A 24,786-nucleotide genomic window follows, 5' to 3' on the forward strand; every position below is an offset into this window, starting at 1 on the left:
CGGCACACGGCCCCTTTTCAAAAGCAAAAGAACCCTGACCCGGAAAGCTTTCCGGGTCAGGGATCGGTTTTGCATTTTGATACGTATTTTACCCCAGAGTTCCCTGTGGGTCATCGTTTACTTTGCCCTGCCCGGGGACGTAGTATTGACGCCCCATCCGTCAGTTACCGCGAGATTATGCGATTTTCACGACTTGTTACCGGATTAACCTGCGCGGTAATGCTGCAGGCACAAGCGGCCCCCGTTGAAGAATACATGCAGTATTTACCTGACGGCGCGAACCTGGCGCTGATGGTACAGAAAGTGGGCGCATCAACCCCTATTATTGACTACCACGGAAAACAGATGGCTTTACCGGCCAGCACCATGAAAGTGATCACGGCGCTGGCGGCACTTCTGGAGCTGGGACCCGACTTCCGCTTTCAGACCACGCTTGAGACACGCGGTGCTATTACCGACGGCACGCTGAACGGCGATCTGGTGGCCCGCTTTGGCGGCGATCCTACGCTGAGCAGGCAGAATCTGCGCAATATGGTCGCCGCGCTGAAGCAGCAGGGTATCACGCACATCAAAGGCAACCTGGTGATTGATACCTCCGTATTTGCCAGCCACGATATGGCTCCCGGCTGGCCATGGAACGATCTGACCCAGTGCTTCAGCGCACCACCTGGCGCGGCGATTGTCGACAAAAACTGTTTCTCGGTTTCGCTTTACAGTGGCAAAACCGCTGGTGAAACCGCCTTTGTGCGTATTGCGTCTTACTATCCGGCCCATATGTTCAGCCAGGTCCGGACGCTTGCCCCTAACAGCGGCGAAGGTCAGTACTGCGAGCTGGATGTGGTGCCTGGTGAGCTTAACCGCTATACGCTGACAGGCTGTATGCGCCAGCGGGCAGAACCGCTGCCGCTCGCCTTTGCGGTTCAGGATGATGCCGCCTGGTCAGGTGAAATCCTGAAAGGGATGCTGCGTGCGGCTGATATTGATTATAGCGGTCATCTGGTACGCCAGACGCAGGTTACGTCGCCGGGTACCGTGCTCGCCTCGACCCAATCCGCGCCGCTGCATACGCTACTGCGCATGATGCTGAAAAAGTCGGACAACATGATTGCGGACACCGTGTTCCGCACCATCGGCCATCACTACTTTAACGTGCCGGGTACGTTTCGTGCCGCCTCTGACGCCGTGCGTCGTATTCTGCGCGAAAAAGCGGGTATTGATATGGGCAACAGCATTCAGGTTGATGGTTCCGGCCTGTCGCGTCACGATTTGATCTCGCCAGAGACAATGATGCAGGTGCTGCAGTACATTGCTAAAAACGACGCCACGCTCGACTATATCTCTATGCTGCCGCTGGCTGGCTACGACGGCACGCTGCAGTATCGTGGCGGGCTCCATGAAGCGGGCCTCGATGGCAAAGTCTCAGCAAAAACCGGTTCTCTGCAGGGCGTCTATAATCTGGCAGGGTTTATTACCACGTCCAGCGGTGCGCGCGTTGCCTTTGTGCAGTTTCTGTCAGGCTATGCCGTGCCCCCGGAAAATCAGAAAACGCGGCGTATTCCGCTGGTTCGCTTTGAAAGCCGCCTCTACACGGACATTAACAAGAACAACTAATGAAATTGTTGATTGTTGAAGATGATGCGCTGCTGCAGTCGGGCCTGGCACAGGCGCTGGGCGCTAAGGGTTATGCAACAGATTGCGCCAGCAGCGCCGCAGAGAGTAATGCGCTATTGCGCAGCGGTCAGTATACGCTGATCGTGCTGGATCTTGGCCTGCCGGATCGCGACGGCGCTTCGCTGCTGCGCCAGTGGCGGCGCGAGGGCGTTGCGATCCCGGTGCTGATCCTTACGGCGCGTGATGCGCTGGAGGATCGCGTGGAGGGCCTGGATGCCGGTGCGGATGATTATCTGATCAAGCCTTTTGCACTGGCAGAACTGCAGGCGCGGGTTCGGGCGCTGATCCGCCGCTATCAGGGGCAGAGCGATAACCAGCTGCAACAGGGCGATCTGACGCTCAATCTCAGCACGCAGCAGGTGCTGCTTGAAAATCAGTCGGTGGATATTACGCCTAAAGAGTTTGCGCTGCTGACGCGCCTGCTGATGCGCATCGGACAAAATGTGCATCGCGAAACGCTGCAGCAGGATCTTTATAGCTGGAACGACGATCCTGGATCGAACACGCTGGAAGTGCATATTCATAATCTGCGCCGCAAGCTTGGAAAAGATCGGATTAAAACGGTTCGCGGTGTGGGTTACCGGCTGGAACTGCGCGAATGAACAGTATGCGGCAGCGCTTACTGATCATGCTGGCGCTGATCCTGCTTATCTGTCAGGTCATGAGCGTGATCTGGCTCTGGCACGAGAGCCGGGAGCAGATCAGCTTTCTTGTCAATGAGACGCTTTCGGCTCAGGCGCGCAATCAGCGGGTCGAGAATGAGATCCGCGAAGCGATCGCTTCGTTGCTACTGCCCTCACTGGTGATGGTATGCCTGACGCTGCTGCTCTCGTTCTGGGCGATTAACTGGATTATTCGCCCGCTTAAGCTGCTGCAGGATAGCCTGGCGCATCGTTCCGCCGACAACCTCACTCCCCTGCCGGTGTATGCGGATATGGATGAAATTGTTGCCGTCACCGGCGCGATAAATCAGCTGTTTTCCCGTCTGGACCACACGCTGCAGCAGGAGCGGCTTTTTACTGCCGATGCTGCCCATGAACTGCGTACGCCCCTCGCCGGGCTGCGGCTGCATCTGGAACTGCTGCAGCAGCAGCAGGTGCCGCAGAGTGAAATGCTGATTAGCCGTATCGATCAGCTGATGCACACCGTAGAGCAGCTGCTCATGCTGTCACGTGCCGGCCAGGCGCTGGCGGGCGGACACTATCAGCAGCTGTGGTGGCTGCAGGATATCATGCAGCCGCTGAAACCAGAGATGGACGAGCTGCTGCTACAGCGTCAGCAGCGGCTGCGCTGGCCAGAGGGGAGTGATATCCCGCAGCAGGGCGAAGCGGTGCTGTTGCGCCTGATGCTGCGCAATTTGCTGGAGAACGCCTCGCGCTATAGCCCGGAAAACAGCGAGGTGCAGGTTAAGCTATACCGGGATGCGCAGCAGGTAACGGCAGAAGTATGGGATGAAGGGCCGGGTATTGATGCCGGAGCCGCAGAGGAGTTAACCCAGGCCTTTCGCCGTCGCGATCAGCGCTACGGCGGCAGCGGACTGGGTCTGAATATTGTGCTGCGTATTGTACAAATGCACCGCGGTACGCTGACGCTGGAAAACCGTGAAGACCGCAGCGGACTGATTGCCCGCTGTACGCTGCCGTATCAGCTCAACGGCTAGCTCTGCAGATAAAAAAAGCGGCCCGAAGGCCGCTTTTAGCTGCGATTAACGCTGATAGATAATTTCGACGCCTTCGTCGTCTTCATCATCCCAGTCATCATCCCAGTCATCATCTTCTTCCACTTCCTGAGCGGTCTCCAGCGCTTCACGATGGTAATCATCCCACATGAACGCGACCTTCTCAGGCTGCTTCTCTTCCAGTTCCGCTTCTTTAGGATTAGCGATGATAAAGCTCATCACATCCCAGCAGAGTTCATTCACGCCGGTACGGCTGGCGGCAGAGATAAGATAATATTTGTCATCCCAGCCGAGCGCCTCTGCAATCGCTTTAGCGCGGCTTTCAGCCTCTTCCTGACTCAGCAGGTCAGTTTTGTTAAACACCAGCCAGCGCGGCTTCTGATAGAGCTTCTCGCTATATTTTTCCAGCTCGCCAAGAATGATGCGGGCGTTTTCAACCGGATCGGTTTCGTCGATAGGCGCAATGTCGATCAGGTGCAGCAGGACGCGACAGCGCTCAAGATGCTTCAGGAAGCGAATGCCCAGCCCGGCGCCTTCCGCTGCGCCTTCAATCAGCCCCGGGATATCGGCCACGACAAAGCTTTTTTCGCTGTCCATGCGCACAACGCCCAGGCTGGGAACCAGCGTGGTAAACGGATAGTCCGCCACTTTTGGCTTCGCTGCAGAGACGGCGCGAATAAAGGTCGATTTACCCGCATTCGGCAGACCCAGCATGCCGACATCGGCCAGCAGCATCAGCTCCAGCTGCAGATCGCGTTTCTCGCCTGGCGTCCCCATGGTTTTCTGGCGCGGGGTGCGGTTAACCGAGGATTTAAAACGCGTGTTACCAAGACCGTGCCAGCCGCCTTTCGCTACCATCAGCTTCTGCTCATGGCGCGTCATATCGCCCAGCGTTTCACCGGTGCCCTGATCGATTATGCGCGTACCGACCGGCACTTTGATGGTGACATCTTTGCCACGTTTGCCGGTGCAGTCGCGGCTCTGACCATTCTGACCGCGCTCAGCGCGGAACGCTTTTTCAAAGCGATAATCGATCAGGGTATTGAGGTTTTCATCTGCCAGCAGATAGACGTCACCGCCATCACCGCCGTCACCGCCGTCCGGGCCGCCTTTAGGAATATATTTCTCGCGGCGGAAGCTAACGCAACCGTTGCCGCCATCGCCTGCGACCACAAGGATCGTCGCTTCATCAACAAACTTCATTCTATTTCTCCGTCACACTGTCGTCTGTCGCTGCAGAGAGCGGCAGACGGGTCCGCCAGGGTCTTCTGTGCTGACCGGCGGCGGATAATGCAAATCTGGTAATATGATATGTACAGAAAGTGTACAACAAACCGCGCAGCTCAGTTAGCGGGGAATCGATAACCGGCGGCAGAATGTAAAAAGCCCCGCAAAGCTGCGGGGCCTTTCCTTCGTGTGTTCAGACGATTATCGTCTGCAGCACGACAACCTTACTCAGCAACGATGCTGATATATTTACGGTTGTTCGGGCCTTTCACTTCGAATTTAACTTTGCCGTCTGTGGTAGCAAACAGGGTGTGGTCACGACCACAGCCTACATTGGTACCGGCGTGGAACTTGGTGCCACGCTGACGAACGATGATGCTACCTGCCAGAACAGATTCACCACCGAAACGCTTAACACCCAGACGTTTTGCGTTGGAGTCGCGACCGTTACGGGTCGAACCACCAGCCTTCTTATGTGCCATTTGTCAGATCTCCTCTTACGCGCTGATCGTCGTGATTTTCACATCAGTGAACCACTGACGGTGACCAGCTTGCTTACGGTAGTGTTTACGACGACGAAACTTAACAATCTTGATTTTTTCGCCGCGACCGTGAGCAACAACTTCTGCCTTGATCATTCCGCCTGAAACCAGTGGCGCGCCGATTTTCACGTCTTCGCCATTTGCAATCATCAGAACCTGGTCGAACTCAATGGTTTCGCCGGTTGCGATGTCCAGCTTTTCCAGGCGAACGGTCTGACCTTCGCTTACTCGGTGTTGTTTACCACCACTTTGGAAAACCGCGTACATATAAAACTCCGCTTCTGCGCTTGCCTTTCTGTGTAATCAGGCGGCGCGATAATATTCACAATAGGGCGCGAATTCTACGCAAATATCCAGCAGAAAACAAGCGCACTTTGCACTCTCCTGCAGAAAAAAAGCGCAGAGTGAATGCAACCGTTTCTCATCCTGAATTTTCAAGTACAATCAGTAACAGATTACCTGAACTCACGCTGGGTAAAAGCGCCTACCATGCAAAAAACGAGTCAAAGCTGAACAGACGAATGAACCTAGAACAAATTAACGAACTAACCGCGCAGGACATGGCGGCCGTCAACCAGACCATCCTCGACCAGCTGAATTCAGATGTCTCACTGATCAACCAGTTGGGCTACTACATTGTCAGCGGCGGAGGTAAACGCATTCGTCCGATGATTGCCGTGCTTTCAGCGCGTGCGCTCAACTATCAGGGTTCGCTGCATGTTACGAACGCAGCACTGATTGAATTTATCCACACGGCAACACTGCTGCATGATGATGTGGTGGATGAGTCTGACATGCGTCGCGGCAAAGCGACTGCGAATGCGGCGTTTGGTAATGCCGCCAGCGTGCTGGTAGGTGATTTTATCTATACGCGCGCTTTTCAGATGATGACCAGCCTCGGATCCTTAAAGATCCTCGCGCTGATGTCAGAAGCGGTGAATGTGATCGCAGAAGGCGAAGTGCTGCAGCTGATGAACTGTAACGATCCTGACATCACTGAAGAGAGCTACATGCGCGTGATCTACAGTAAAACGGCGCGTCTGTTTGAGGCTGCTTCTCAGGCCTCAGCGATTCTGGCAGAGGCTTCGCCTGCTCAGGAGAAAGCGCTGCAGGATTATGGTCGCTACCTTGGCACCGCTTTCCAGTTAATTGACGATTTGCTCGACTACAGCGCAGATGGCGAGACGCTGGGTAAAAATACCGGTGACGATCTCAGCGAAGGGAAACCGACGCTGCCCCTGCTGCATGCCATGCATCATGGCACCCCCGAGCAGGCCGCTATGATCCGCAGCGCGATTGAGGAAGGCAACGGACGCCATTTGCTGGAGCCGGTGCTGGCCGCTATGCAGCAGACGGGTTCACTGGAATGGACGCGCAAACGCGCTGAAGAAGAAGCGGATAAAGCGATTGCTGCGCTACAGCTGCTGCCTGAGAGTCCGTGGCGTACTGCGCTTGAAGCGCTGGCGCATATGTCAGTGCAGCGCGACTTTTAATTCCGGACGGAGCCGCCCGGCTCCGTTTTTTATTTTCCCGCCGTTTCCTGCGCCGTTTGCATAAGTTTGCACGCTTTTTGCGAATACCCGCCAGATTTTGCTACCTGGGTGTAACAATTACTGGAAATTAATGGAACCTTTTTGCTATATAGAGCCGTTAATTTCCAGTTTTACCCTTCACTGCCACAGCAGCGATTACGCATTACATGGATATGGAGAACAAGTTATGCAGACAAGGAAAGAGGATTGGCATCCTGCAGATATTATCGCAGCGCTACGCAAACGTGGTACTTCACTGGCGGCTCTGTCACGTGCGTCAGGACTTTGCTCCTCAACGCTCGCCAATGCGCTGTCACGCCCCTGGCCCAAAGGCGAGTGGCTTATCGCTATGGCGCTTGAGGTACATCCGGCAGAAATCTGGCCAAGCCGCTATTACGATCCTGACACCCTGCTTCTGCTGGATCGCAAAAAGCGGATCCGATCGCCCGATAGTCTGAAAAAGATCCCGGAAAAAAAATAAAAAAAAACCAGCCACGCTGCTGTGACTGGTTCTGGTCCATCATACTGACTGGCTTATTCGCCGCTGATACGCTCAATGTTCGCGCCCATCGCTTTGAGCTTATCTTCGATATGCTCATAGCCGCGATCGATATGGTAAATCCGGTCAACAACCGTAGTGCCTTCAGCAATACAGCCTGCCAGTACCAGACTCGCCGAAGCACGTAAATCGGTCGCCATAACCTGTGCACCCGAGAGCGTTTCCACACCGTGACAAATCGCCGTGTTGCTCTCGATTTCCGCATGCGCACCCATACGGATCAGTTCCGGGATGTGCATAAAGCGGTTTTCAAAGATGGTTTCTGTGATCACGCCCGTGCCTTCCGCCAGCAGATTCAGCAGAGTGAACTGCGCCTGCATATCGGTTGGAAAACCCGGATGCGGTGCAGTGCGGATATTCACCGCTTTTGGCCGCTTGCCGTGCATATCAAGACTAATCCAGTCATCACCGGTTTCAATCTCTGCACCCGCGTCGCGCAGTTTAGCCAGTACCGCATCCAGCGTATCCGGCTGTGCATTGCGGCAGATGACTTTGCCGCGCGAGATAGCCGCAGCCACAAGGAAGGTGCCGGTTTCGATACGATCCGGCAGCACGCGATAGACACCGCCACCCAGACGTTCCACACCTTCAATCGTAATTTTGTCCGTGCCTGCGCCAGAAATTTTTGCACCCAGCGTATTGAGGAAGTTTGCCGTATCAACAATCTCCGGCTCGCGCGCCGCGTTCTCGATTACCGTGGTGCCGGTTGCCAGCGTTGCCGCACTCATAATAGTTACGGTAGCGCCGACGCTGACTTTATCCATGACGATGTGCGCGCCTTTCAGGCGGCCATTGACTGAGGCTTTAACATAGCCCTCTTCCAGCTTAATTTCCGCGCCGAGCTGTTCCAGACCAGTGATATGCAGATCGACCGGACGGGCACCAATCGCGCAGCCGCCCGGCAGTGATACCTGACCCTGACCAAATCGTGCCACCAGCGGCCCGAGCGCCCAGATAGAAGCACGCATCGTTTTAACCAGATCGTAAGGAGCGCTGAAGACGTTAACTTCGCGCGCATCAACATGCACCGAACCGTTACGCTCTGTGCGTGCACCCAGCAGGCTCAGCAGCTTCATGGTGGTATCAATATCACGCAGCTGCGGGACATTCTGAATTTCTACCGGCTCTTCTGCCAGCAGCGCGGCAAACAGAATCGGCAGCGCTGCATTTTTTGCGCCGGAAATGGTCACTTCACCACTTAAGCGGGTGGGGCCTTGCACACGAAATTTGTCCATTAACACGGCTCTCAATTATCTATCAACAAAACAACCAGACTGGTACTCAGAATCCGTTAAGTTTACGGTCGCGAGCCCACTCGGCGGGAGTATAAGTCTTGATGGAAACCGCATGAATGCGATTATCCGCAATGTATTCCATCAGCGGCGCATAAACAGCCTGCTGTTTTTTTACCCGGCTCAGTTCGCCAAACATTTCGCCCACGGCGATCACCTGGAAATGGCTGCCGTCGTTGCTCATCACGTGGACTTCATCTAATGACAGCGCCTGCATCAGGACTGCCTGAACTTCACTATTTTCCATGGTTTATAACTTCACTTGATAATAATAAGGCGGATATCTTAGAGGAAAGCGGCTGAGTCTTAAATATGCAAAAGCCCCTGAACGCATCAGGGGCCTGGTTTTTCAGCCGTCAGATCAGACGCTTTTCTCCGCAGAAACAATAATCTGCTGAAGATTATAAAGCGTAATAAGAGAATGGAGTTTATCTGTCACACCCGTGAACAGCGGCGTACTTCCCTGCGCGCGTACCATCTCGCGCAGATGCACCAGCAGCGCCAGCCCGGCCGAATCGACCCGCTCCAGAGCCGCCACATCAATGACATTTATATTCTGCATAACCGTTTCACGCTGCTGCCATAGTGTCAGCAGCGTATCCCGGTCAAGCTTGCCGCTCAGTACCAGCGTATCAGTACTGCGCTGCCAGCGTAACGATTCACTCATTATTGCTGTTTATCCAGTGTAATAGGTTGTGCCGCATAGGTTTTCAGCTGTGCAGTCAGGCCATCAATGCCTTTAGTGCGCAGCAGATCGCTCCACTCATTCTGCTTGGTGGTGATCATACTGATCCCTTCGGCAATCATATCGTAAGCCTGCCATTTTCCGCTCTGGCTGTTTTTACGCCACTGAAAATCGAGACGCACCGGCGGACGGCCGTTAGGATCAACAATGGTGACGCGAATAGCCACAATATTGGCATCGCCCAGCGGTTTTTCCGGCTGAATCTGGTAAGTCTGACCGTGATACAGCGCCAGCGCCTGCCCGTAAGCCTGGGCCAGGTAGTCACCGAATGCGGCAAAGTAGGCGTCGCGCTGTGCCGGCGTCGCTTCACGATAGTAACGGCCTAAAACCAGCGCGCCGGCATATTTAATCTGCACATAGGGCAGCAGCTCCTGGCGCACAATATCGCGCAGATAGTTGGGATCCTGCTTGATTTTCGGCTGTTCATTTTTCAGCCGGGTAAAAGTTTTGGCTGCGGCTTCATTCATCAGCTTATACGGGTTGCTCTGATCCGTATCCGCTGCCGTGGCGGCCAGGGGAGCGATTGCCAGCAGGGCAACCATCAGAAAACGTTTCAACATCGTGTTTTACCTCTTTGGATTATTCCGTTGTGGCAGGCGCAGGTGCACGCTCGCCATCCTGTGACTGATTCTCTTTGCTGCCGTCGCCGCTTTTATAAAGGAACTGACCAATCAAATCCTCAAGCACCAGGGCAGATTTGGTGTCGCGCAACGTTCCGCCATCTTTCAGCATAGCTGAACCGAGATCCGGATCGTCAAAGCCCAGATTCAGCGCCAGAAACTGTTCGCCCAGCAAACCCTGCGTACGAATAGCCAGAGAACTGGTATCCGGGATTTTGTCGACATACTGTTCGCTGATATCCATGGTCACGCGCGGCGACAGGCTTTTCTCATCCAGTGAAATATCCGTTACGCGGCCAATGACGACGCCGCCAATTTTTACAGGTGAACTGATTTTCAGGCCGCCAATATTGTCAAAGGTAGCGTAGAGCTTCCACGTGGGCTCGGTGCCCAGCGATTTGAGATCGGCCACGCGCAGACTGAGAAACAGCAGCGCCACCAGCGCCGCCAGCATAAATACCCCTACCCAAATTTCATTTTTCTTGCTTTGCATTGCATCAGTTCCCAAACATCAGTGCGGTCAGCACAAAATCAAGCCCAAGCACCGCCAGTGAAGCGTGTACGACGGTACGCGTTGTTGCCCGGCTGATACCTTCCGACGTCGGAATCGCATCGTAGCCGTTAAACAGCGCAATCCAGGTTACCGTAATGGCAAAAACTGCGCTCTTGATCAGGCAGTTAAGGACATCATTATGAAAATCTACCGCGCTTTGCATCGCGGACCAGAAAAAGCCGGGATCGATACCTTTCCAGCCAACGCCAACCAGTGCACCACCGGCAATACCGACGGCCGTAAAAATCAGCGTTAACAGCGGCATACTGATAAAACCCGCCCAGAAGCGTGGCGAGACCACGCGGCGCAGCGGATCCACCGCCATCATCTCCATACTGGAGAGCTGCTCTGTGGCTTTCATCAGACCAATCTCTGCCGTCAGCGCCGAGCCGGCTCGTCCGGCAAACAGCAGCGCCGTGACAACCGGCCCCAGCTCACGCAGCAGCGACAGCGCCACCAGCATGCCAAGGCTGGTCTCCGCGCTGTAGGTGGTCAGCACCAGATATCCCTGCAGTCCCAGCACCATGCCGATAAACAGACCAGAAACCACAATAATCAGCAGCGAGAGTACGCCAACGCTATAAAGCTGCCTGATCAACAATGGAGCATGGCGGCGAAAAGCGGGTTTTCCCACCAGCGCATGAAACAGCATCAGACCGGCGCGACCAAAGGTCGCACAGCTGTTTATTCCCCGACGCCCGAACGACGCCAGTGCCTGTAACACCATGAGTTTACTCTCTCCCTGTCCGGGTCAAATCACTAAGATAGTCGCCGGCGGCGAAACGAAACGGCACCGGACCATCAGCATGCCCATCAATAAACTGGCGTACGCGCGGATCGGCGTTCTCCTTCAGCTGCCGGGTGCTGCCTTCAGCAATGATTTTTTGCCCGGCAACAATATAGGCGTGATCGGCGATGCTCAGGACTTCAGGCACATCATGCGATACCACAATACAGGTCACGCCCAGCGAGTGGTTCAGCTCATCAATCAGCTTGACCAGCACGCCCATAGTTATTGGATCCTGCCCCACAAACGGCTCATCAAACATAATGAGTTCCGGTTCCAGCGCAATGGCACGTGCCAGCGCAGCACGTCGCGCCATCCCGCCGGAGAGCTCTGCCGGCATAAGTTTTGCCGCGCCGCGCAGTCCGACCGCTTCAAGCTTCATCATCACCGTGCTGTGCAGCAGTTCCGGCGGTAGCTGAGTGTGCTCGCGCAGTGGCCAGGCGACGTTTTCATAGACGTTAAGATCGGTAAAGAGCGCGCCTGACTGAAACAGCATGCTCATTTTCTTACGGGCTTCATAGAGCTTGCGCCGTGACAGGCTGGGAATATTCTGGCCCTGAAACCAGATTTCGCCGTGGTCAGGCTGCAGCTGACCGCCAATCAGGCGTAACAGCGTTGTTTTTCCGATGCCGGAAGGTCCCATAATCGCGGTCACTTTGCCCGCCGGAACCGTAAGTGAAATATCATCGAATATCGTGCGATCGCCACGGGTGAAACTCACACCGCGCACCTCGACCAGATTCGTTTGCTGCTGAGTCATTATTACCTCGTTAAGCGGGTCGGGCGTACTAAATGGGGTGGATGGTAGCCTGGTAAACCGCAATTCACGATAGTTTTACAGAAACTTACCGGTTCAGTGTGGCGAAAACGGTCATTAAATTTACTTTTGTCGCTCAGAGAGTCAAAATCAGCGGCTGACTCTCCCCACATCTCAGGTTTTTTTGCCGGCCAGGGTCCGCCGGCACCGTATCCATCAAGGATTTTTCATGTTTGTAGCTACCGCCCTGTTGTTTATCGGATTGCTGTTACTGGCTTACGGGGCCGATCGACTGGTCTTCAGCGCCGCCATTCTGTGCCGCTCATTCGGTATTCCGCCGCTGATTATCGGCATGACGGTAGTCAGTATCGGCACATCGCTACCGGAGCTGATTATTTCGTTTTCAGCTGCGCAACATGGACAGATGGATTTGGCCGTAGGCACCGCGCTGGGCTCAAACATTACGAATATCCTGTTAATTCTGGGTGGCGCCGCGCTGCTTCATCCTTTAACCGTACACTCCAATTTGATTCGGCGCGAACTTCCGCTGCTGCTGCTGGTCTCTTTGCTGAGCGGCATTATGCTGTTTGATAATTACCTGAGCCGGCTGGATGGTGTCGCGCTGTTGCTGATGGCGCTGTTCTATCTGCTGATCGTGATCCGCATTGCCCGCCGCGCCGGACATGACAACAGCGATACACTCACCCGGGAACAGCTGGCAGAACTGCCGCGCGATGAAGCGGGTAACACGGTAGCCTTTCTCTGGCTGGCGGTCGCGCTGATTATATTGCCGATGTCGACCCGTATGGTCATCGACAATGCCACCGTCTTTGCTGATTACTTTGGCGTAAGCGAGCTGGTGATGGGGCTGACGCTTATCGCGGTAGGGACCAGCCTGCCGGAGCTGGCCACGGTTGTCGCGGGTGCGCTGAAAGGTGAAGATGATATGGCGATTGGTAATCTGATCGGCGCCAATATTTTCAACCTGGCGATTGTTCTTGGCCTGCCCGCGCTGTTTCATCCGGGCGAGGTCAATCCGCTCGCGTTTAGCCGTGATTACTGGGTCATGCTCGGCGTCAGCGTAGTGTTTGCCCTGTTTTGTCTGCTGCGTAAGCGGCGCGTCGGCCGGATAGCCGGCGCGCTGTTACTGAGCGGATTTCTTCTCTGGGTGCTATGGCTGTGGCTCAGCCCCACCCTTCTTACTGGCTATTAAGGATGCACTGATATGTCACAGCAGCATGCAGAGTTTGATTTTCAGCAGGCGGGTAAAAAGGTTCTGCGCATCGAACGTGAAGGACTTGAACAGCTTGATCAGTATATCAATGACGACTTCAGCCGCGCCTGCCAGCTGCTTTATGCCTGCCAGGGAAAAGTCGTGGTGATGGGCATGGGCAAGTCAGGACATATCGGTAAGAAAATGGCCGCGACCTTTGCCAGCACCGGCACCGCCTCCTTTTTTGTGCATCCGGGCGAGGCGAGCCATGGCGACCTCGGCATGGTGAGCGCCAGCGATGTGGTTATCGCCATCTCGAACAGCGGCGAGTCGGCAGAGATCCTGGCGCTGATCCCGGTGCTGAAGCGACAGAAAGTGCAGCTGATCTGTATGACCAGCCGCCCGGAGAGCGCCATGGGCCGCGCGGCAGATGTTCACCTGTGTGTGAAAGTGCCGCAGGAAGCGTGCCCGCTGGGACTGGCACCAACGTCCAGCACCACGGCAACGCTGGTGATGGGCGATGCGCTGGCGGTGGCGCTGCTTGAGGCGCGCGGTTTTACGCCAGAGGATTTTGCTCTGTCGCATCCTGGCGGCGCGCTGGGTCGTAAACTGCTGCTGCACGTCAGCGACATTATGCACAGCGGCGATGAAATTCCGCACGTCACGCGCGAGGCGTCGCTGCGTGATGCCCTGCTGGAGATCACGCGCAAAAACCTCGGTCTCACGGTGATCGTCGATGACTTAATGAAAATTGAAGGGATTTTTACCGATGGCGATCTGCGCCGTATTTTTGATATGGGCGTCGATTTTCAGTCAGCGCGTATTCAGGACGTCATGACGCGTGGCGGCATCCGCGTCCGGCCAAATATGCTGGCGGTAGAGGCCTTAAATCTGATGCAAAATAAAAATATCACTGCCGTCCTGGTAGCCGATGAAGATCGGCTGCTGGGCGTCGTCCACATGCATGACATGCTGCGCGCTGGCGTAGTCTGAACAGGAAATGTAAATGAACGCTGAAAATGCGCTGGTTGCCACCTGCTATGGTCCGGTATCAGCTGAAGTCATGGCACGGGCAGCGCAAATCCGCCTGCTGATTTGTGATGTCGATGGCGTCATGTCAGACGGCCTGATCTATATGGGAAACAGCGGTGAAGAGCTGAAGGCGTTTAATGTGCGGGATGGCTACGGCATACGTTGCCTGCTGACCTCCGGCATCGAAGTCGCTATTATAACCGGCCGTCGCGCTAAGCTGCTGGAAGATCGCTGTGAAACGCTGGGCATTACGCATCTTTACCAGGGACAATCAGATAAGCTTTTGGCGTGGCGCGAACTTCTGGATAAACTGTCACTGGACAGCACGCAGGTTGCCTATATTGGCGACGATCTGATCGACTGGCCGGTCATGGCGCAGGCGGGTCTGAGTGTTGCCGTAGCGGATGCACATCCGGTCTTGCTGCCGCGTGCAGACTATGTCACACGCATCGGCGGCGGACGCGGTGCGGTACGCGAAATATGCGACCTGATATTACTGGCGCAGAATAAATTTGAGGATGCCAGAGGGCAATCAGTATGAGTAAAAGCAGGCGTTGGATAACGCTGATTCTGGCTCTGGTCGCGCTGATATTGATCGGCTGGAACCTGACGAATCAGGATGAGAGTGCCACGCCGTTGGCTTCAAACGATCAGGAGCCAACCTACACCAGCGCGAACTCTAATACCGTGGTATACAACCCAACGGGTGCACTGGCCTACAAGCTTGTCTCCGATAAAGTGACCTATTTTTCAGCTGATGAAGTCAGCTGGTTTGATCGTCCCGTTATGACAACCTTTGATGAAAACAAAGTGCCAACCTGGTCAGTACGGGCGGACAAAGCAAAGCTAACGAAAGATCGTATGCTTTATCTGTATGGCCACGTTGAAGTGCATACGCTGACGCAGGATTCTCAGCTGGAACGCATTATCACTGATAACGCGCAGGTCAATCTGGTGACCCAGGATGTCATGTCTGACGACCAGGTGACGCTATTTGGCCGCAGTTTTAACTCCACGGGCATGAAGATGCGCGGCAATTTGCGGACAAAAAACGCCGAACTGCTTGAAAAGGTCAAAACCTCTTATGAAATTCAAAATGAACAAAAATAGCGTTAACGCGCTGCTGCTGGGATCGCTGCTGATTGGCAGCCTGCCCGCGCTGGCTGTCACCGGCGACTCAGAAAAACCGGTTAATATCGACTCCGTTAATCAGGCGCTGGATCTGCAGGGCAACGTGGCGACCTTTACCGGCAATGTTATTGTCACGCAGGGCACGATTAAAATTACAGCGGATAAAGTCGTGGTAACCCGTCCCGGCGGCGACAGCAACAAAACCATTGTTGATGCCTATGGCAATCCGGCTACGTTTTATCAGATGCAGGACAACGGCAAGCCGGTTAAAGGCCATGCCGCTAAGCTGCACTATGAGCTGGCCAACGATTTTGTCGAGCTGACCGGTAATGCTTTTATTGAACAGCAGGACAGCAACATCAAAGGCGATCGCATCACCTATCTGGTGAAAGAGCAGAAAATGCAGGCCTATAGTCAGGGTCAAAGCAAACGCGTCACCACGGTGCTGGTTCCTTCACAGCTGCAGGATAAAAACGGTTCCGCTGCGAGCCCTAAAAAGAGTAACTGACCGATGGCAACTTTAGTCGCTGAAAATCTGGCCAAAGCGTATAAAGGCCGCCGCGTAGTGGAAGATGTCAGCCTGCAGGTTAAATCGGGCGAGATTGTCGGACTGCTGGGTCCTAACGGCGCCGGTAAGACCACGACATTTTATATGGTGGTCGGCATTGTCCCGCGCGATGCGGGCCGCATTATTATCGATGATGAGGATATCAGTATCCTGCCCCTGCACGCCCGTGCGCGTCGTGGTATCGGATATCTGCCGCAGGAAGCCTCTATTTTCCGGCGGCTGAGCGTGTATGACAATCTGATGGGCGTGCTGCAGATCCGCGACGATCTGACCGAAGAGCAGCGCCAGGATCGCGCCAATGAGCTGATGGAAGAGTTCCATATTGAGCATCTGCGCAACAGCCTGGGCCAGGCGCTCTCCGGGGGAGAACGTCGCCGCGTTGAAATTGCACGCGCGCTGGCAGCGAATCCAAAGTTCATTCTGCTGGATGAGCCGTTCGCCGGGGTTGACCCCATCTCCGTTATCGATATCAAAAAGATCATCGAACATTTGCGCGACAGCGGCCTCGGTGTCCTGATCACCGACCATAACGTGCGTGAAACGCTGGCCGTCTGCGAACGCGCCTATATTGTCAGCCAGGGCAATCTGATTGCACACGGCACGCCGGATGAAATTCTGGCAGATGAGCAGGTTAAGCGGGTTTATTTGGGCGAAGAGTTCAGACTCTGATAAGGTGTCGATTAACCCGATATTCGCTTAGGACATTCAAGCCGGATTATGAAGCAAGGTTTGCAACTCAGGTTCAGCCAACAGCTGGCGATGACCCCCCAGCTGCAACAGGCCATTCGCCTGCTGCAGCTCTCTACGCTTGAACTCCAGCAGGAGCTCCAGCTGGCGCTGGAGAGCAATCCGCTGCTTGAGCAGACCGATATTCATGATGAAGTGGACGCACGCGAAACGCAGGAAAGCGATACGTTAGATACCCGTGAGGCGCTGGAACAGAAAGAGATGCCTGACGAGCTGCCGCTGGATGCGTCGTGGGATGAAATTTATACCGCCGGCACCCCTTCCGGCACCGGAACAGATTATCAGGATGATGAACTGCCGGTGTATCAGGGAGAAACCACGCAGTCGCTGCAGGATTACCTGATGTGGCAGGTGGAGCTGACCCCGTTTACCGATACCGATCGCGCTATTGCGACATCGATTGTTGATGCGATCGACACGACCGGTTATCTCACCGTGACGCTGCAGGAAATTTGCGACAGTATCGGCGACGATGAGCTGACGCTGGATGAGGTAGAGGCGGTTCTCAAGCGCGTCCAGCGGTTTGATCCGGTTGGCGTAGGCGCGCGCGATCTGCGCGACTGTCTGCTGGTTCAGCTATCGCAATATGCGGCTGACGCTCCTATGCTAAAAGAGGCGCGCCTGATTGTCAGTGAACATCTCGATCTGCTGGCTAATCACGACTTCCGCAGCCTGATGCGGGTGACCCGCCTGAAAGAAGAGGTGCTGAAAGAGGCGATGCTGTTGATACAGTCGCTCGATCCGCGCCCCGGACAATCGATTAATACGGGTGAACCGGAATACGTTATTCCGGATGTGCTGGTGCGCAAAGCGGGCGCACGCTGGATAGTGGAACTGAACGCTGAAAGCCTGCCGCGTCTGCGGATCAACCAGCACTATGCCGCCATGGGCGGTTCAGCGCGCAGCGATAGCGACAGCCAGTTTATTCGCAATAATCTGCAGGAAGCGCGCTGGCTCATTAAAAGCCTGGAGAGTCGTAATGACACTCTGCTCAAGGTTACCCGCTGTATCGTTGCGCAGCAGCAGGCGTTTTTTGAGCAGGGCGAAGAGTATATGCGTCCGATGGTGCTGGCAGATATCGCGCAACAGGTCGATATGCACGAGTCCACCATCTCACGCGTGACCACGCAAAAATATCTGCACAGTCCGCGTGGTATTTTTGAGCTGAAATATTTTTTCTCCAGCCATGTCAGCACGGAAGGCGGCGGCGAAGCCTCGTCTACGGCCATTCGTGCGCTGGTAAAAAAACTGGTCGCGGCAGAAAATCCCGCAAAGCCCTTGAGCGACAGCAAACTGACCGCCATGTTATCTGAACAGGGTATTATGGTAGCGCGACGTACGGTTGCGAAGTATCGCGAGTCTTTATCTATACCGCCATCAAACCAGCGTAAACAGCTGGTCTGACCGAACTCAGAAGGAAGACCTATGCAGCTAAACCTTACCGGACTCAATGTCGAAATCACTGACCCGCTGCGCGAATTTGTGAACAGCAAATTTGGCAAACTTGAACACTATTACGATCGCATCAATCAGGTTTATATTGTTCTGAAAGTGGAGAAAGTGACTCAGATTGCAGAGGCAACTCTGCACGTTAACGGCGGTGAGCTGCACGCCACAGCGGAAGCGGAAGATATGTACGCGGCCATTGACGGGCTGGTTGATAAGCTGGCACGTCAGCTGACCAAACATAAAGACAAACTGAAAAAACACTAACCTTCACGTTTGCAGAGCGCTGACCCGTTCAGCGCTCAGGGAAAAATGGGGCGGAAGAGCGCCCCGTTTTATCATCTGCGCAAGCGCCAGCAGGGCTTTTCGCTCTGTGGCTATGTGAACTCGCAAGTGAAACCACGATGAACAACGATCTGACACTGGAATTGAGCTCGGTTCTGACGCCTGACTGCACCCGCAGCGGCGTACACTGCCAGAGTAAAAAACGCGCGCTGGAGATTATCAGCGAACTGGCGGCTAAGCAGCTCAATCTGCCGCACCAGACGCTTTTCGAAGCGATTCTGACCCGCGAGCGTATGGGCAGTACCGGCATTGGCAACGGCATTGCTATTCCGCATGGCAAACTGGAAGAGGATACGCTGCGGGCGGTGGGGGTGTTTATCAGCCTCGATCAGCCTATTGCTTTTGACGCCGTGGATAATCAGCCGGTCGATCTGCTGTTCGCTCTGCTGGTGCCTGCCGATCAGTGTAAGACGCACCTTCATACCCTGTCGCTGGTCGCAAAACGCCTGGCAGATAAGACGGTTTGCCGTCGCCTGCGTGCGGCCCAGAGTGATCAAGAGCTCTACGCCATTATCACAGAAGCTCAGGAAGCGCATTCGTAATCAGTACATAGCGTTACCGGTCTGCGGGCCGGATAAAACAGGAGAGAATAGTGATGGTGCTGATGATCGTCAGTGGTCGATCAGGCTCAGGTAAATCAGTTGCGCTGCGTGCCCTGGAGGATATGGGCTTTTACTGTGTCGACAATCTGCCGGTAGTCCTGCTGCCTGAGCTGGCGAATACGCTGACAGAGCGGAATATTTCGGCGGCGGTAAGTATTGATGTACGCAACATGCCGGAGTCGCAGGAAGTCTTTGAGCTGGCGTTAAATAATCTGCCTGACTCTTTCTCTCCTCAGCTGCTGTTTCTGGATGCCGATCGCAATACGCTGATCCGGCGCTACAGCGACACCCGTCGTCTGCATCCGCTCTCCAGCAAAAACCTGTCGCTGGAAAGCGCCATTGATGAAGAGAACGATCTGCTGGAGCCGCTGCGCTCGCGTGCCGATCTGATTATTGATACCTCAGAAATGTCAGTGCATGAGCTGGCTGAGATGCTGCGCACCCGCCTGCTGGGCAAGCGCGAACGCGAACTCACGATGGTGTTTGAGTCGTTCGGTTTCAAACACGGTATCCCGATCGATGCCGACTACGTGTTTGACGTGCGCTTTTTGCCTAACCCGCACTGGGATCCCAAGCTGCGTCCGATGACGGGCCTAGATCGACCGGTGGCGGCGTTCCTGGATCGGCATACAGAAGTACATAATTTTATCTACCAGACGCGCAGCTATCTTGAGCTATGGCTGCCGATGCTGGAAACCAACAACCGCAGCTACCTTACTGTGGCGATCGGCTGTACCGGTGGCAAACATCGTTCCGTGTATATCGCCGAGCAGCTGGCTGACTATTTCCGTTCGCGCGGTAAAAACGTGCAGTCGCGTCATCGCACACTGGAAAAGCGTAAATCATGACCGTAAAGCAAACCGTCGAAATCCGTAACAAGCTGGGTATGCATGCGCGCCCGGCGATGAAGCTGTTTGAGCTGGTGCAGAGCTTTGACGCGGATGTTCTGCTGCGCAATGAAGCGGGCACCGAGGCTGAGGCGAGCAGCGTTATTGCGCTGCTGATGCTGGATTCAGCAAAAGGCGGTCATATTGAAATTGAAGCCAGCGGACCGCAGGAAACTGCGGCGCTGGCCGCCGTTATTGAGCTGTTTGAATCGGGCTTTGACGAAGAGTAAAGGTTTTAGTGTAGCCGGTAGCGATTCAGGAAACCCTCCCCTCCCAGCTGGCGCATCTGACGCATGATCCACTGCTGACGCTGGCGAACATAGCCTGAAGGCGCATCCGCGCGAAAACGGATCGGATTAGGCAATACTGCAGCCAGCAGGGCAGCCTCTGCGATAGTCAGGCGGCTGGCGGGCTTATGGAAATAGTGCTGCGCTGCAGCTTCAGCGCCAAAAACGCCGGGACCGAACTCAGCAATATTAAGGTAGACCGTCAGAATACGACGTTTACTCCAGACGGTTTCAATGCCAACCGTCATCCCCGCCTCCAGCCCTTTACGTAGCCAGCTACGTCCGTCCCACAAAAAGAGATTTTTCGCTGTCTGCTGAGAAAGCGTTGACGCGCCACGCATGCGCTCGCCGCTGCTGTTGTCGAGCACCTGCTGAATAGCGCCAACGTCAAAACCCCAGTGCTCAGGGAATTTCTGATCTTCGGCGGCAATCACGGCCAGCGCCATCCACGGGGAGATGTTATCCATGCTGACCCACTCTGAATGTGCGACATAACTGATATCTCCGTGCAGCCAGGCGCCTGCCTGACGTTCCGCCATAACCGCGGAAAAAGGCACGGGTAAAAAAGCGAAAACGGCAATTCCTCCGATCCAGAGTACTGCCCATGCCAGCAGACATTTAACCATCAGCGACCTGAAAAGGCTGAACCCTTTCCCTCTGTATTTTTTCATTACCTCTTCCTGTATCCCTTCCCTGTATTAATTAATCACTCTGGTCATGATTGCGTCCAGTGCTCATTGTTATACCTGCCTGCATGCTGCCAGCCGGTTTCCGGAGCTGAAAAAGCGTTCAGGCCAGCCGCGGCTCTTCTGCTGATACCCTGAAACATCAAAGACTTCCATCTTTAAGGAATCGGTTCCATGCATAAAAATCGCGCAAAGCAAACTTCAGACCGCCGTTAACCTGTACTAATAGTCATGTTAATAAGACTTTCATATAGCTTAACATTTGCAAAGAATAGCTTAGCGTTTCCTGACTATCGTCTGCTATGAGATCGGTTTCAGACACATATTATGCTGCCAGAAAGCCGAATCCCCCGGCAATTGTCCGTAAATCAAATTTTACACTCTGACCGGCCTGTTTTTCAGAACGACCGATCTGGAAGTTTAACCGCCTGCTTTCCAAAACGTTTCGGATAAATGTGATGCAATACGGCTATTTTTATTACAAAACAATAGCATAAAGAATATTTTCCTGATAACAATCCGTCCCCGGATAGCTATCCGGGCTTTCGCCGCTTCCCTCAATCCTGATGGCGAAAAATCAGCCAAAACCGGTTGATATTGGTTAAATAACAAACAAATCAGCGAGGAAATTGATTCCCCGCTTGACAGTGTTGTCAAATTAATGTTTTCTGTAGCGGAACGTTGTTCAACATCACACAATTTAATGAATCTTGTCGCGCAGGCTGGCAAATTTGCTAAGGTGATTTTGTAACGTTAACCAATACCTGACTGCTGCTTTTTACTTCAATTAACCATAACAGCAGCAGTCACTTTTTCCCTGGTGTTGGCGCAGTATTCGCGCACCCCGGTTTCGACCGGGGTCATTTTTTTTAGCGCTTCTGATTTTCCCGCCCGGCAACCCATTCACGCAGTACGGCAACATCCTGTCGCCACTCCTGCTTCAGTTCATCGATCCACTCCTGCACATTGTCCCACCAGGCCGGCAGTTCCGGTGACTGGATCTGTTTTGCCAGCTGCTGCAGATGCAGCAAGCCTACCGATCCCGCGGCACCTTTAATTTTGTGCCCCTCTTCGGCAATGCCTTTTTGATCGCGCGCCATCATGTTGGAATCGAGAACATCAAGATAACCAGGCATCATCTGCTCAAACATCGTCAGGCTCTGCGTGATCAGGCCAGGCCCGACCAGCTCGATATACTGCTCCAGCATCGCCACATCCAGTAGCATGCGCGACTGCGTATCCGCGACAGGCATATCTGTCTCTTCTGCCTCGCCCTGATAATCCCAGAATTTTTTGATCACCGCCGTCAGCGCCGGCACCGCCAGCGGTTTACTGAGTACTTCATCCATTCCGGCATCGAGATACTCTTTTTTATCTTTAAGTACGTTGGCCGTCAGCGCGACCAGCGGCGGCAGCTGCACGCCCTTATGCTGCTGATGGATAGCGCGCGCAACGTCCAGTCCGGTCATATCCGGCAGCTGAATATCCAGCAGCACCAGGTCAAACTCCTGCGGATCAAACAGGCTTAGCGCGTCATGGCCGTTCATGGCGACCTCAACGCTGCATCCGAGCTTCTCCAGCACCGAGCGGGCGACAATCACATTCAGTTCAATATCTTCCACCAGCAGTACGTGCAGCGCCGGCAGCGGCAGGCTGTCATCCAGGCCGGTATCTTCCACTTCGTCAGCCACGCGCGGCGCGTTAATCTCAACCACAAAGCAGGAGCCCTTACCCGGCGCGCTGCTGACTGTGATATCTCCGCCCATCGCCTGCGCCAGGCGGCGCGATACCGCCAGCCCGATACCGGTGCCGGTCGCGGGCTTGCCGCCGTGCTGATCTTTGACCTGATAATACATGGCAAAGATTTTGTCCTGCTCCTCCTGCGGAATACCCATTCCTGAATCCTGCACTTCAAAGCGCAGCGTTTCATTCGCGCTGTACGCGACCCGCACGACAATCTCTCCCTCGCGGGTGAATTTCACGGCGTTTCCAATCAGGTTCCACAGGATCTGCCGTAAGCGCGTGCCGTCAGCCAGAATTTTATGCGGCAGCGGCAGCGCGGGCTGCATAACAAACTTCAGATCTTTCGGCTGGGCCAGCAGGCCGGATAAGTTTTCGAGATCGGCAAGGAAACCGGTGAAATCAAGCGGCTGGTTATCCAGCTGAACTTTGCGCCGCTCGATTTTGTCCACTTCGATCACATCATTAAAGATATTGCCCAGCGTAATGGCTGAGACGTGAATCGTTTTCAGGTACTTCAGCTGCTCCTGGCTGAGCTCGGTATCCAGCAGAATACGGCTCAGACCCACGATGCCGTTCAGCGGCGTGCGCAGCTCGTGGCTGATCGTTGAAATAAAGGTGGTTTTCTCCCGGCTGGCGTTCTCCAGCGCATCCTGATAGCGCTTACGCTCCGTGATATCGCGTCCGAATCCCATCAGGCCGCTGCGCTTGCCCACCCGATCGTAATAGGGCACTTTACGGATTTCAAAACAGGCTTTGCGCCCGTCCGGATACTGCAGCCACTGCTCATAGGTGAGCGATACGTTATGGCGAAACACCTTTTCGTCTGTTTCCAGTACCTTGGTCGCTGCCTCATCATCATAAATATCGCGCGGCGTCAGTCCGATCAGCTGTTTTTCACTTAGGCCGGTCAGCAGCTCCATGGCGCGGTTGCAGCCGGAGAACTGTTTGTCGATATTACGGTAGAAGACCAGATCGGGCGATGCATCCAGAAATGAGCGCAGGAAAGAGGATTGCTGCTCCAGCTCAATCTGCGCCTGCTCGCGGCGCGCCATCTCTTCACGCAGCTTATCCATCACCTGTTTACGCGCCTCTTCTGCGCTGATGCGATCGCTGATCTCCTGATTCAGCTGCGTGATGGTCTGTTTCATCTGCTGATTAAGCTCGAGATCGCGCGTGCGCATCTCTTCCAGCTTATCAACCAGCTTCGTTAGCCGCTGACGCGACTCCTCCAGCTGATCGACCACGACTGACAGGAAATAGACCGCCCAGGGCGTAATCAGCAGACCAAAGAAAACCGAGCGCACCACGTCGATACTTTCCACGTGCCCGCGCAGTACCATAGTGACCGCCATCTGGACAATCATCGCCAGCACCACCAGCGCCGACGCCAGCAGCAGTGAAAAGCGCACCAGACCGAGTTTGACCATCAGGTCGACATAATATTGAGCTAACAGACGAATTTGTTTCATGGCAGATCCCCTGAACGAATGGCGCCATCATAACGTAATTAGCCTGCGTCTGCCCGGGCTGACCGGGATATTGCGCCCGCCTGACGCCCCATCATAGTGCATCCGCGCCCGGCTTGAACGTTATCTGGCTCGCGCTGAGTAAAGCACTTGACTAATTTGCACAGGTGAATAATCTGAAAGGCCGTCTGCGCGCAGCTAAGCGTCAGACCTTATTGCTCTCTTTCGCCTGTGGCAGCTGATTTCTCAGCATACTGCCACCCCTCCTTATTGCATACTGATTCACATTTAACGAAATTTTACTCAGTTACCTTCTGATTAGTTTTGCTTATACAGACCTATATTTAATTCAAAACAGACCCCATAAGAAAAACAGATACATGACATGCCGGTCTGCACAGCTACGATATTTTATGCTGCTATAAGCAGCACTGCCAGCAGGGTAAAGTAATATCGCCGCCTGCAGATAGTGAGACGGCTCACACTTAGCAGGGGTTTAAATCGGCGCTTATTGACATAAATTTACTGTTAAAAAACATAAAATTCATAAGGTTAACCTCTTTTTTCTGCAGATATAGGGCTCAGCGCTCTCTATTTGACCTCTGTGCGCTTTCCCGATAAGTTGAAATTCCGCTGGATGCTTTCCAGTCGGGACTGTGTCTCGACATAT

Annotated in this window: 28 protein-coding genes; 16 read left to right on the forward strand and 12 right to left on the reverse strand. The window is 54.3% G+C overall.

Annotated elements, in window-relative coordinates; all coding sequences use genetic code 11:
• Nucleotides 1–177: 177 nt before the first annotated feature.
• The 3 genes from dacB to pmrB are packed head-to-tail and all read left to right on the forward strand — an operon-like array spanning nucleotide 178 to nucleotide 3,331.
• A complete protein-coding gene (gene dacB, locus C1Y41_RS13000; RefSeq protein WP_039382258.1) occupies nucleotides 178–1,611 on the forward strand; it encodes a serine-type D-Ala-D-Ala carboxypeptidase in 1,434 nt (477 codons plus the stop codon).
• Nucleotides 1,611–2,273: a two-component system response regulator PmrA gene (gene pmrA, locus C1Y41_RS13005; RefSeq protein WP_071669139.1), complete on the forward strand. Its 663-nt coding sequence runs from the start codon at nucleotides 1,611–1,613 to the stop codon at nucleotides 2,271–2,273. The genes dacB and pmrA overlap by 1 nt, the downstream gene beginning before the upstream one ends.
• Nucleotides 2,270–3,331, forward strand: a complete 1,062-nt coding sequence (gene pmrB / locus C1Y41_RS13010) for a two-component system sensor histidine kinase PmrB (protein ID WP_039382254.1) — start codon at nucleotides 2,270–2,272, stop codon at nucleotides 3,329–3,331. The genes pmrA and pmrB overlap by 4 nt, the downstream gene beginning before the upstream one ends.
• A 45-nt stretch (nucleotides 3,332–3,376) precedes the next feature.
• Here pmrB and cgtA read toward each other — a convergent pair whose 3' ends face one another.
• The 3 genes from cgtA to rplU all read right to left on the reverse strand — a co-directional run bounded on the left by cgtA (nucleotide 3,377) and on the right by rplU (nucleotide 5,385).
• Complete coding sequence (cgtA, locus tag C1Y41_RS13015; protein ID WP_039382251.1) at nucleotides 3,377–4,552, reverse strand: Obg family GTPase CgtA; 1,176 nt, start codon at nucleotides 4,550–4,552, stop codon at nucleotides 3,377–3,379.
• 248 nt (nucleotides 4,553–4,800) lie between these two features.
• The gene (gene rpmA / locus C1Y41_RS13020; RefSeq protein WP_039382249.1) at nucleotides 4,801–5,058 is read right to left on the reverse strand and encodes a 50S ribosomal protein L27; all 258 of its coding nucleotides are present in this window, start codon (nucleotides 5,056–5,058) and stop codon (nucleotides 4,801–4,803) included.
• Nucleotides 5,059–5,073: 15 nt separating this feature from the next.
• Nucleotides 5,074–5,385: a 50S ribosomal protein L21 gene (gene rplU / locus C1Y41_RS13025; RefSeq protein ID WP_039382246.1), complete on the reverse strand. Its 312-nt coding sequence runs from the start codon at nucleotides 5,383–5,385 to the stop codon at nucleotides 5,074–5,076.
• Between the two features lie 254 nt (nucleotides 5,386–5,639).
• Here rplU and ispB point away from each other — a divergent pair, with 254 nt between their 5' ends.
• Complete coding sequence (gene ispB / locus C1Y41_RS13030; RefSeq protein ID WP_039382243.1) at nucleotides 5,640–6,611, forward strand: octaprenyl diphosphate synthase; 972 nt, start codon at nucleotides 5,640–5,642, stop codon at nucleotides 6,609–6,611.
• Between the two features lie 226 nt (nucleotides 6,612–6,837).
• Nucleotides 6,838–7,131 carry a helix-turn-helix transcriptional regulator gene (locus tag C1Y41_RS13035; protein WP_039382241.1) on the forward strand — a complete coding sequence of 98 codons (294 nt, stop codon included), beginning with the start codon at nucleotides 6,838–6,840 and terminating at the stop codon, nucleotides 7,129–7,131.
• A 53-nt stretch (nucleotides 7,132–7,184) separates the two neighbouring features.
• On the opposite strand, the gene murA is transcribed toward C1Y41_RS13035, so the two are convergent.
• From murA to mlaF, 7 genes are all read right to left on the reverse strand, one after another.
• On the reverse strand, nucleotides 7,185–8,444 hold the full coding sequence (murA, locus tag C1Y41_RS13040) for a UDP-N-acetylglucosamine 1-carboxyvinyltransferase (protein WP_039382238.1): 1,260 nt from the start codon (nucleotides 8,442–8,444) through the stop codon (nucleotides 7,185–7,187).
• Between the two features lie 46 nt (nucleotides 8,445–8,490).
• Nucleotides 8,491–8,748, reverse strand: a complete 258-nt coding sequence (gene ibaG, locus C1Y41_RS13045) for a BolA family iron metabolism protein IbaG (RefSeq protein WP_039382236.1) — start codon at nucleotides 8,746–8,748, stop codon at nucleotides 8,491–8,493.
• Between the two features lie 114 nt (nucleotides 8,749–8,862).
• The gene (gene mlaB, locus C1Y41_RS13050) at nucleotides 8,863–9,168 is read right to left on the reverse strand and encodes a lipid asymmetry maintenance protein MlaB (RefSeq protein ID WP_039382234.1); all 306 of its coding nucleotides are present in this window, start codon (nucleotides 9,166–9,168) and stop codon (nucleotides 8,863–8,865) included.
• Nucleotides 9,168–9,806: a phospholipid-binding protein MlaC gene (gene mlaC, locus C1Y41_RS13055; RefSeq protein ID WP_039382232.1), complete on the reverse strand. Its 639-nt coding sequence runs from the start codon at nucleotides 9,804–9,806 to the stop codon at nucleotides 9,168–9,170. Before mlaC ends, mlaB begins: the two co-directional genes overlap by 1 nt.
• Nucleotides 9,807–9,825: 19 nt before the next feature.
• The gene (gene mlaD / locus C1Y41_RS13060) at nucleotides 9,826–10,359 is read right to left on the reverse strand and encodes an outer membrane lipid asymmetry maintenance protein MlaD (RefSeq protein ID WP_039382230.1); all 534 of its coding nucleotides are present in this window, start codon (nucleotides 10,357–10,359) and stop codon (nucleotides 9,826–9,828) included.
• A 4-nt stretch (nucleotides 10,360–10,363) separates the two neighbouring features.
• On the reverse strand, nucleotides 10,364–11,146 hold the full coding sequence (mlaE, locus tag C1Y41_RS13065) for a lipid asymmetry maintenance ABC transporter permease subunit MlaE (RefSeq protein ID WP_039382227.1): 783 nt from the start codon (nucleotides 11,144–11,146) through the stop codon (nucleotides 10,364–10,366).
• 4 nt (nucleotides 11,147–11,150) lie between these two features.
• Nucleotides 11,151–11,966, reverse strand: coding sequence for a phospholipid ABC transporter ATP-binding protein MlaF (gene mlaF, locus C1Y41_RS13070; RefSeq protein WP_039382224.1), 816 nt, complete (start codon nucleotides 11,964–11,966; stop codon nucleotides 11,151–11,153).
• A gap of 226 nt (nucleotides 11,967–12,192) precedes the next feature.
• Between mlaF and C1Y41_RS13075 the strand changes: the two genes are divergently transcribed.
• The 11 genes from C1Y41_RS13075 (at nucleotide 12,193) to npr (ending at nucleotide 20,164) form a co-directional block, all read left to right on the forward strand.
• Nucleotides 12,193–13,176 (forward strand): calcium/sodium antiporter, encoded by a 984-nt coding sequence (locus C1Y41_RS13075; protein ID WP_104085590.1) that lies wholly within the window; start codon nucleotides 12,193–12,195, stop codon nucleotides 13,174–13,176.
• Nucleotides 13,177–13,188: 12 nt separating this feature from the next.
• Complete coding sequence (gene kdsD / locus C1Y41_RS13080; protein ID WP_039382218.1) at nucleotides 13,189–14,169, forward strand: arabinose-5-phosphate isomerase KdsD; 981 nt, start codon at nucleotides 13,189–13,191, stop codon at nucleotides 14,167–14,169.
• A gap of 13 nt (nucleotides 14,170–14,182) precedes the next feature.
• Nucleotides 14,183–14,749 (forward strand): 3-deoxy-manno-octulosonate-8-phosphatase KdsC, encoded by a 567-nt coding sequence (kdsC, locus tag C1Y41_RS13085; protein WP_039382215.1) that lies wholly within the window; start codon nucleotides 14,183–14,185, stop codon nucleotides 14,747–14,749.
• Nucleotides 14,746–15,318 (forward strand): LPS export ABC transporter periplasmic protein LptC, encoded by a 573-nt coding sequence (gene lptC, locus C1Y41_RS13090; RefSeq protein ID WP_065650292.1) that lies wholly within the window; start codon nucleotides 14,746–14,748, stop codon nucleotides 15,316–15,318. Before kdsC ends, lptC begins: the two co-directional genes overlap by 4 nt.
• A complete protein-coding gene (gene lptA / locus C1Y41_RS13095; RefSeq protein WP_039382207.1) occupies nucleotides 15,293–15,847 on the forward strand; it encodes a lipopolysaccharide ABC transporter substrate-binding protein LptA in 555 nt (184 codons plus the stop codon). Before lptC ends, lptA begins: the two co-directional genes overlap by 26 nt.
• 3 nt (nucleotides 15,848–15,850) lie before the next feature.
• Complete coding sequence (gene lptB / locus C1Y41_RS13100; protein ID WP_039382204.1) at nucleotides 15,851–16,576, forward strand: LPS export ABC transporter ATP-binding protein; 726 nt, start codon at nucleotides 15,851–15,853, stop codon at nucleotides 16,574–16,576.
• A gap of 48 nt (nucleotides 16,577–16,624) precedes the next feature.
• Nucleotides 16,625–18,058 carry an RNA polymerase factor sigma-54 gene (rpoN, locus tag C1Y41_RS13105; RefSeq protein WP_039382200.1) on the forward strand — a complete coding sequence of 478 codons (1,434 nt, stop codon included), beginning with the start codon at nucleotides 16,625–16,627 and terminating at the stop codon, nucleotides 18,056–18,058.
• A 21-nt stretch (nucleotides 18,059–18,079) separates the two neighbouring features.
• Nucleotides 18,080–18,367, forward strand: coding sequence for a ribosome hibernation promoting factor (gene hpf, locus C1Y41_RS13110; protein ID WP_039382198.1), 288 nt, complete (start codon nucleotides 18,080–18,082; stop codon nucleotides 18,365–18,367).
• Nucleotides 18,368–18,504: 137 nt separating this feature from the next.
• On the forward strand, nucleotides 18,505–18,987 hold the full coding sequence (ptsN, locus tag C1Y41_RS13115) for a PTS IIA-like nitrogen regulatory protein PtsN (RefSeq protein WP_039382195.1): 483 nt from the start codon (nucleotides 18,505–18,507) through the stop codon (nucleotides 18,985–18,987).
• 53 nt (nucleotides 18,988–19,040) lie between these two features.
• Nucleotides 19,041–19,895: an RNase adapter RapZ gene (gene rapZ, locus C1Y41_RS13120; protein ID WP_039382191.1), complete on the forward strand. Its 855-nt coding sequence runs from the start codon at nucleotides 19,041–19,043 to the stop codon at nucleotides 19,893–19,895.
• On the forward strand, nucleotides 19,892–20,164 hold the full coding sequence (gene npr / locus C1Y41_RS13125; protein ID WP_039382188.1) for a PTS phosphocarrier protein NPr: 273 nt from the start codon (nucleotides 19,892–19,894) through the stop codon (nucleotides 20,162–20,164). The genes rapZ and npr overlap by 4 nt, the downstream gene beginning before the upstream one ends.
• Before the next feature lie 5 nt (nucleotides 20,165–20,169).
• On the opposite strand, the gene mtgA is transcribed toward npr, so the two are convergent.
• Entirely contained in the window at nucleotides 20,170–20,847 is a 678-nt protein-coding gene (mtgA, locus tag C1Y41_RS13130; protein WP_369826812.1) for a monofunctional biosynthetic peptidoglycan transglycosylase, read from the reverse strand.
• A 929-nt stretch (nucleotides 20,848–21,776) separates the two neighbouring features.
• The gene (arcB, locus tag C1Y41_RS13135) at nucleotides 21,777–24,119 is read right to left on the reverse strand and encodes an aerobic respiration two-component sensor histidine kinase ArcB (RefSeq protein ID WP_104085592.1); all 2,343 of its coding nucleotides are present in this window, start codon (nucleotides 24,117–24,119) and stop codon (nucleotides 21,777–21,779) included.
• Between the last annotated feature and the right edge of the window lie 667 nt (nucleotides 24,120–24,786).

The organism is Pantoea sp. ICBG 1758, from assembly GCF_002928325.1.
GTDB classification, from domain to species: domain Bacteria; phylum Pseudomonadota; class Gammaproteobacteria; order Enterobacterales; family Enterobacteriaceae; genus Pantoea; species Pantoea eucrina.

Coding starts and splice junctions, on each gene's coding strand:
- dacB (WP_039382258.1), top strand. CDS start 178: ATGCGATTTTCACGACTTGTTACCGGATTAACCTGCGCGGTAATGCTG.
- pmrA (WP_071669139.1), top strand. CDS start 1,611: ATGAAATTGTTGATTGTTGAAGATGATGCGCTGCTGCAGTCGGGCCTG.
- pmrB (WP_039382254.1), top strand. CDS start 2,270: ATGAACAGTATGCGGCAGCGCTTACTGATCATGCTGGCGCTGATCCTG.
- cgtA (WP_039382251.1), bottom strand. CDS start 4,552: ATGAAGTTTGTTGATGAAGCGACGATCCTTGTGGTCGCAGGCGATGGC.
- rpmA (WP_039382249.1), bottom strand. CDS start 5,058: ATGGCACATAAGAAGGCTGGTGGTTCGACCCGTAACGGTCGCGACTCC.
- rplU (WP_039382246.1), bottom strand. CDS start 5,385: ATGTACGCGGTTTTCCAAAGTGGTGGTAAACAACACCGAGTAAGCGAA.
- ispB (WP_039382243.1), top strand. CDS start 5,640: ATGAACCTAGAACAAATTAACGAACTAACCGCGCAGGACATGGCGGCC.
- C1Y41_RS13035 (WP_039382241.1), top strand. CDS start 6,838: ATGCAGACAAGGAAAGAGGATTGGCATCCTGCAGATATTATCGCAGCG.
- murA (WP_039382238.1), bottom strand. CDS start 8,444: ATGGACAAATTTCGTGTGCAAGGCCCCACCCGCTTAAGTGGTGAAGTG.
- ibaG (WP_039382236.1), bottom strand. CDS start 8,748: ATGGAAAATAGTGAAGTTCAGGCAGTCCTGATGCAGGCGCTGTCATTA.
- mlaB (WP_039382234.1), bottom strand. CDS start 9,168: ATGAGTGAATCGTTACGCTGGCAGCGCAGTACTGATACGCTGGTACTG.
- mlaC (WP_039382232.1), bottom strand. CDS start 9,806: ATGTTGAAACGTTTTCTGATGGTTGCCCTGCTGGCAATCGCTCCCCTG.
- mlaD (WP_039382230.1), bottom strand. CDS start 10,359: ATGCAAAGCAAGAAAAATGAAATTTGGGTAGGGGTATTTATGCTGGCG.
- mlaE (WP_039382227.1), bottom strand. CDS start 11,146: ATGGTGTTACAGGCACTGGCGTCGTTCGGGCGTCGGGGAATAAACAGC.
- mlaF (WP_039382224.1), bottom strand. CDS start 11,966: ATGACTCAGCAGCAAACGAATCTGGTCGAGGTGCGCGGTGTGAGTTTC.
- C1Y41_RS13075 (WP_104085590.1), top strand. CDS start 12,193: ATGTTTGTAGCTACCGCCCTGTTGTTTATCGGATTGCTGTTACTGGCT.
- kdsD (WP_039382218.1), top strand. CDS start 13,189: ATGTCACAGCAGCATGCAGAGTTTGATTTTCAGCAGGCGGGTAAAAAG.
- kdsC (WP_039382215.1), top strand. CDS start 14,183: ATGAACGCTGAAAATGCGCTGGTTGCCACCTGCTATGGTCCGGTATCA.
- lptC (WP_065650292.1), top strand. CDS start 14,746: ATGAGTAAAAGCAGGCGTTGGATAACGCTGATTCTGGCTCTGGTCGCG.
- lptA (WP_039382207.1), top strand. CDS start 15,293: ATGAAATTCAAAATGAACAAAAATAGCGTTAACGCGCTGCTGCTGGGA.
- lptB (WP_039382204.1), top strand. CDS start 15,851: ATGGCAACTTTAGTCGCTGAAAATCTGGCCAAAGCGTATAAAGGCCGC.
- rpoN (WP_039382200.1), top strand. CDS start 16,625: ATGAAGCAAGGTTTGCAACTCAGGTTCAGCCAACAGCTGGCGATGACC.
- hpf (WP_039382198.1), top strand. CDS start 18,080: ATGCAGCTAAACCTTACCGGACTCAATGTCGAAATCACTGACCCGCTG.
- ptsN (WP_039382195.1), top strand. CDS start 18,505: ATGAACAACGATCTGACACTGGAATTGAGCTCGGTTCTGACGCCTGAC.
- rapZ (WP_039382191.1), top strand. CDS start 19,041: ATGGTGCTGATGATCGTCAGTGGTCGATCAGGCTCAGGTAAATCAGTT.
- npr (WP_039382188.1), top strand. CDS start 19,892: ATGACCGTAAAGCAAACCGTCGAAATCCGTAACAAGCTGGGTATGCAT.
- mtgA (WP_369826812.1), bottom strand. CDS start 20,847: ATGGTTAAATGTCTGCTGGCATGGGCAGTACTCTGGATCGGAGGAATT.
- arcB (WP_104085592.1), bottom strand. CDS start 24,119: ATGAAACAAATTCGTCTGTTAGCTCAATATTATGTCGACCTGATGGTC.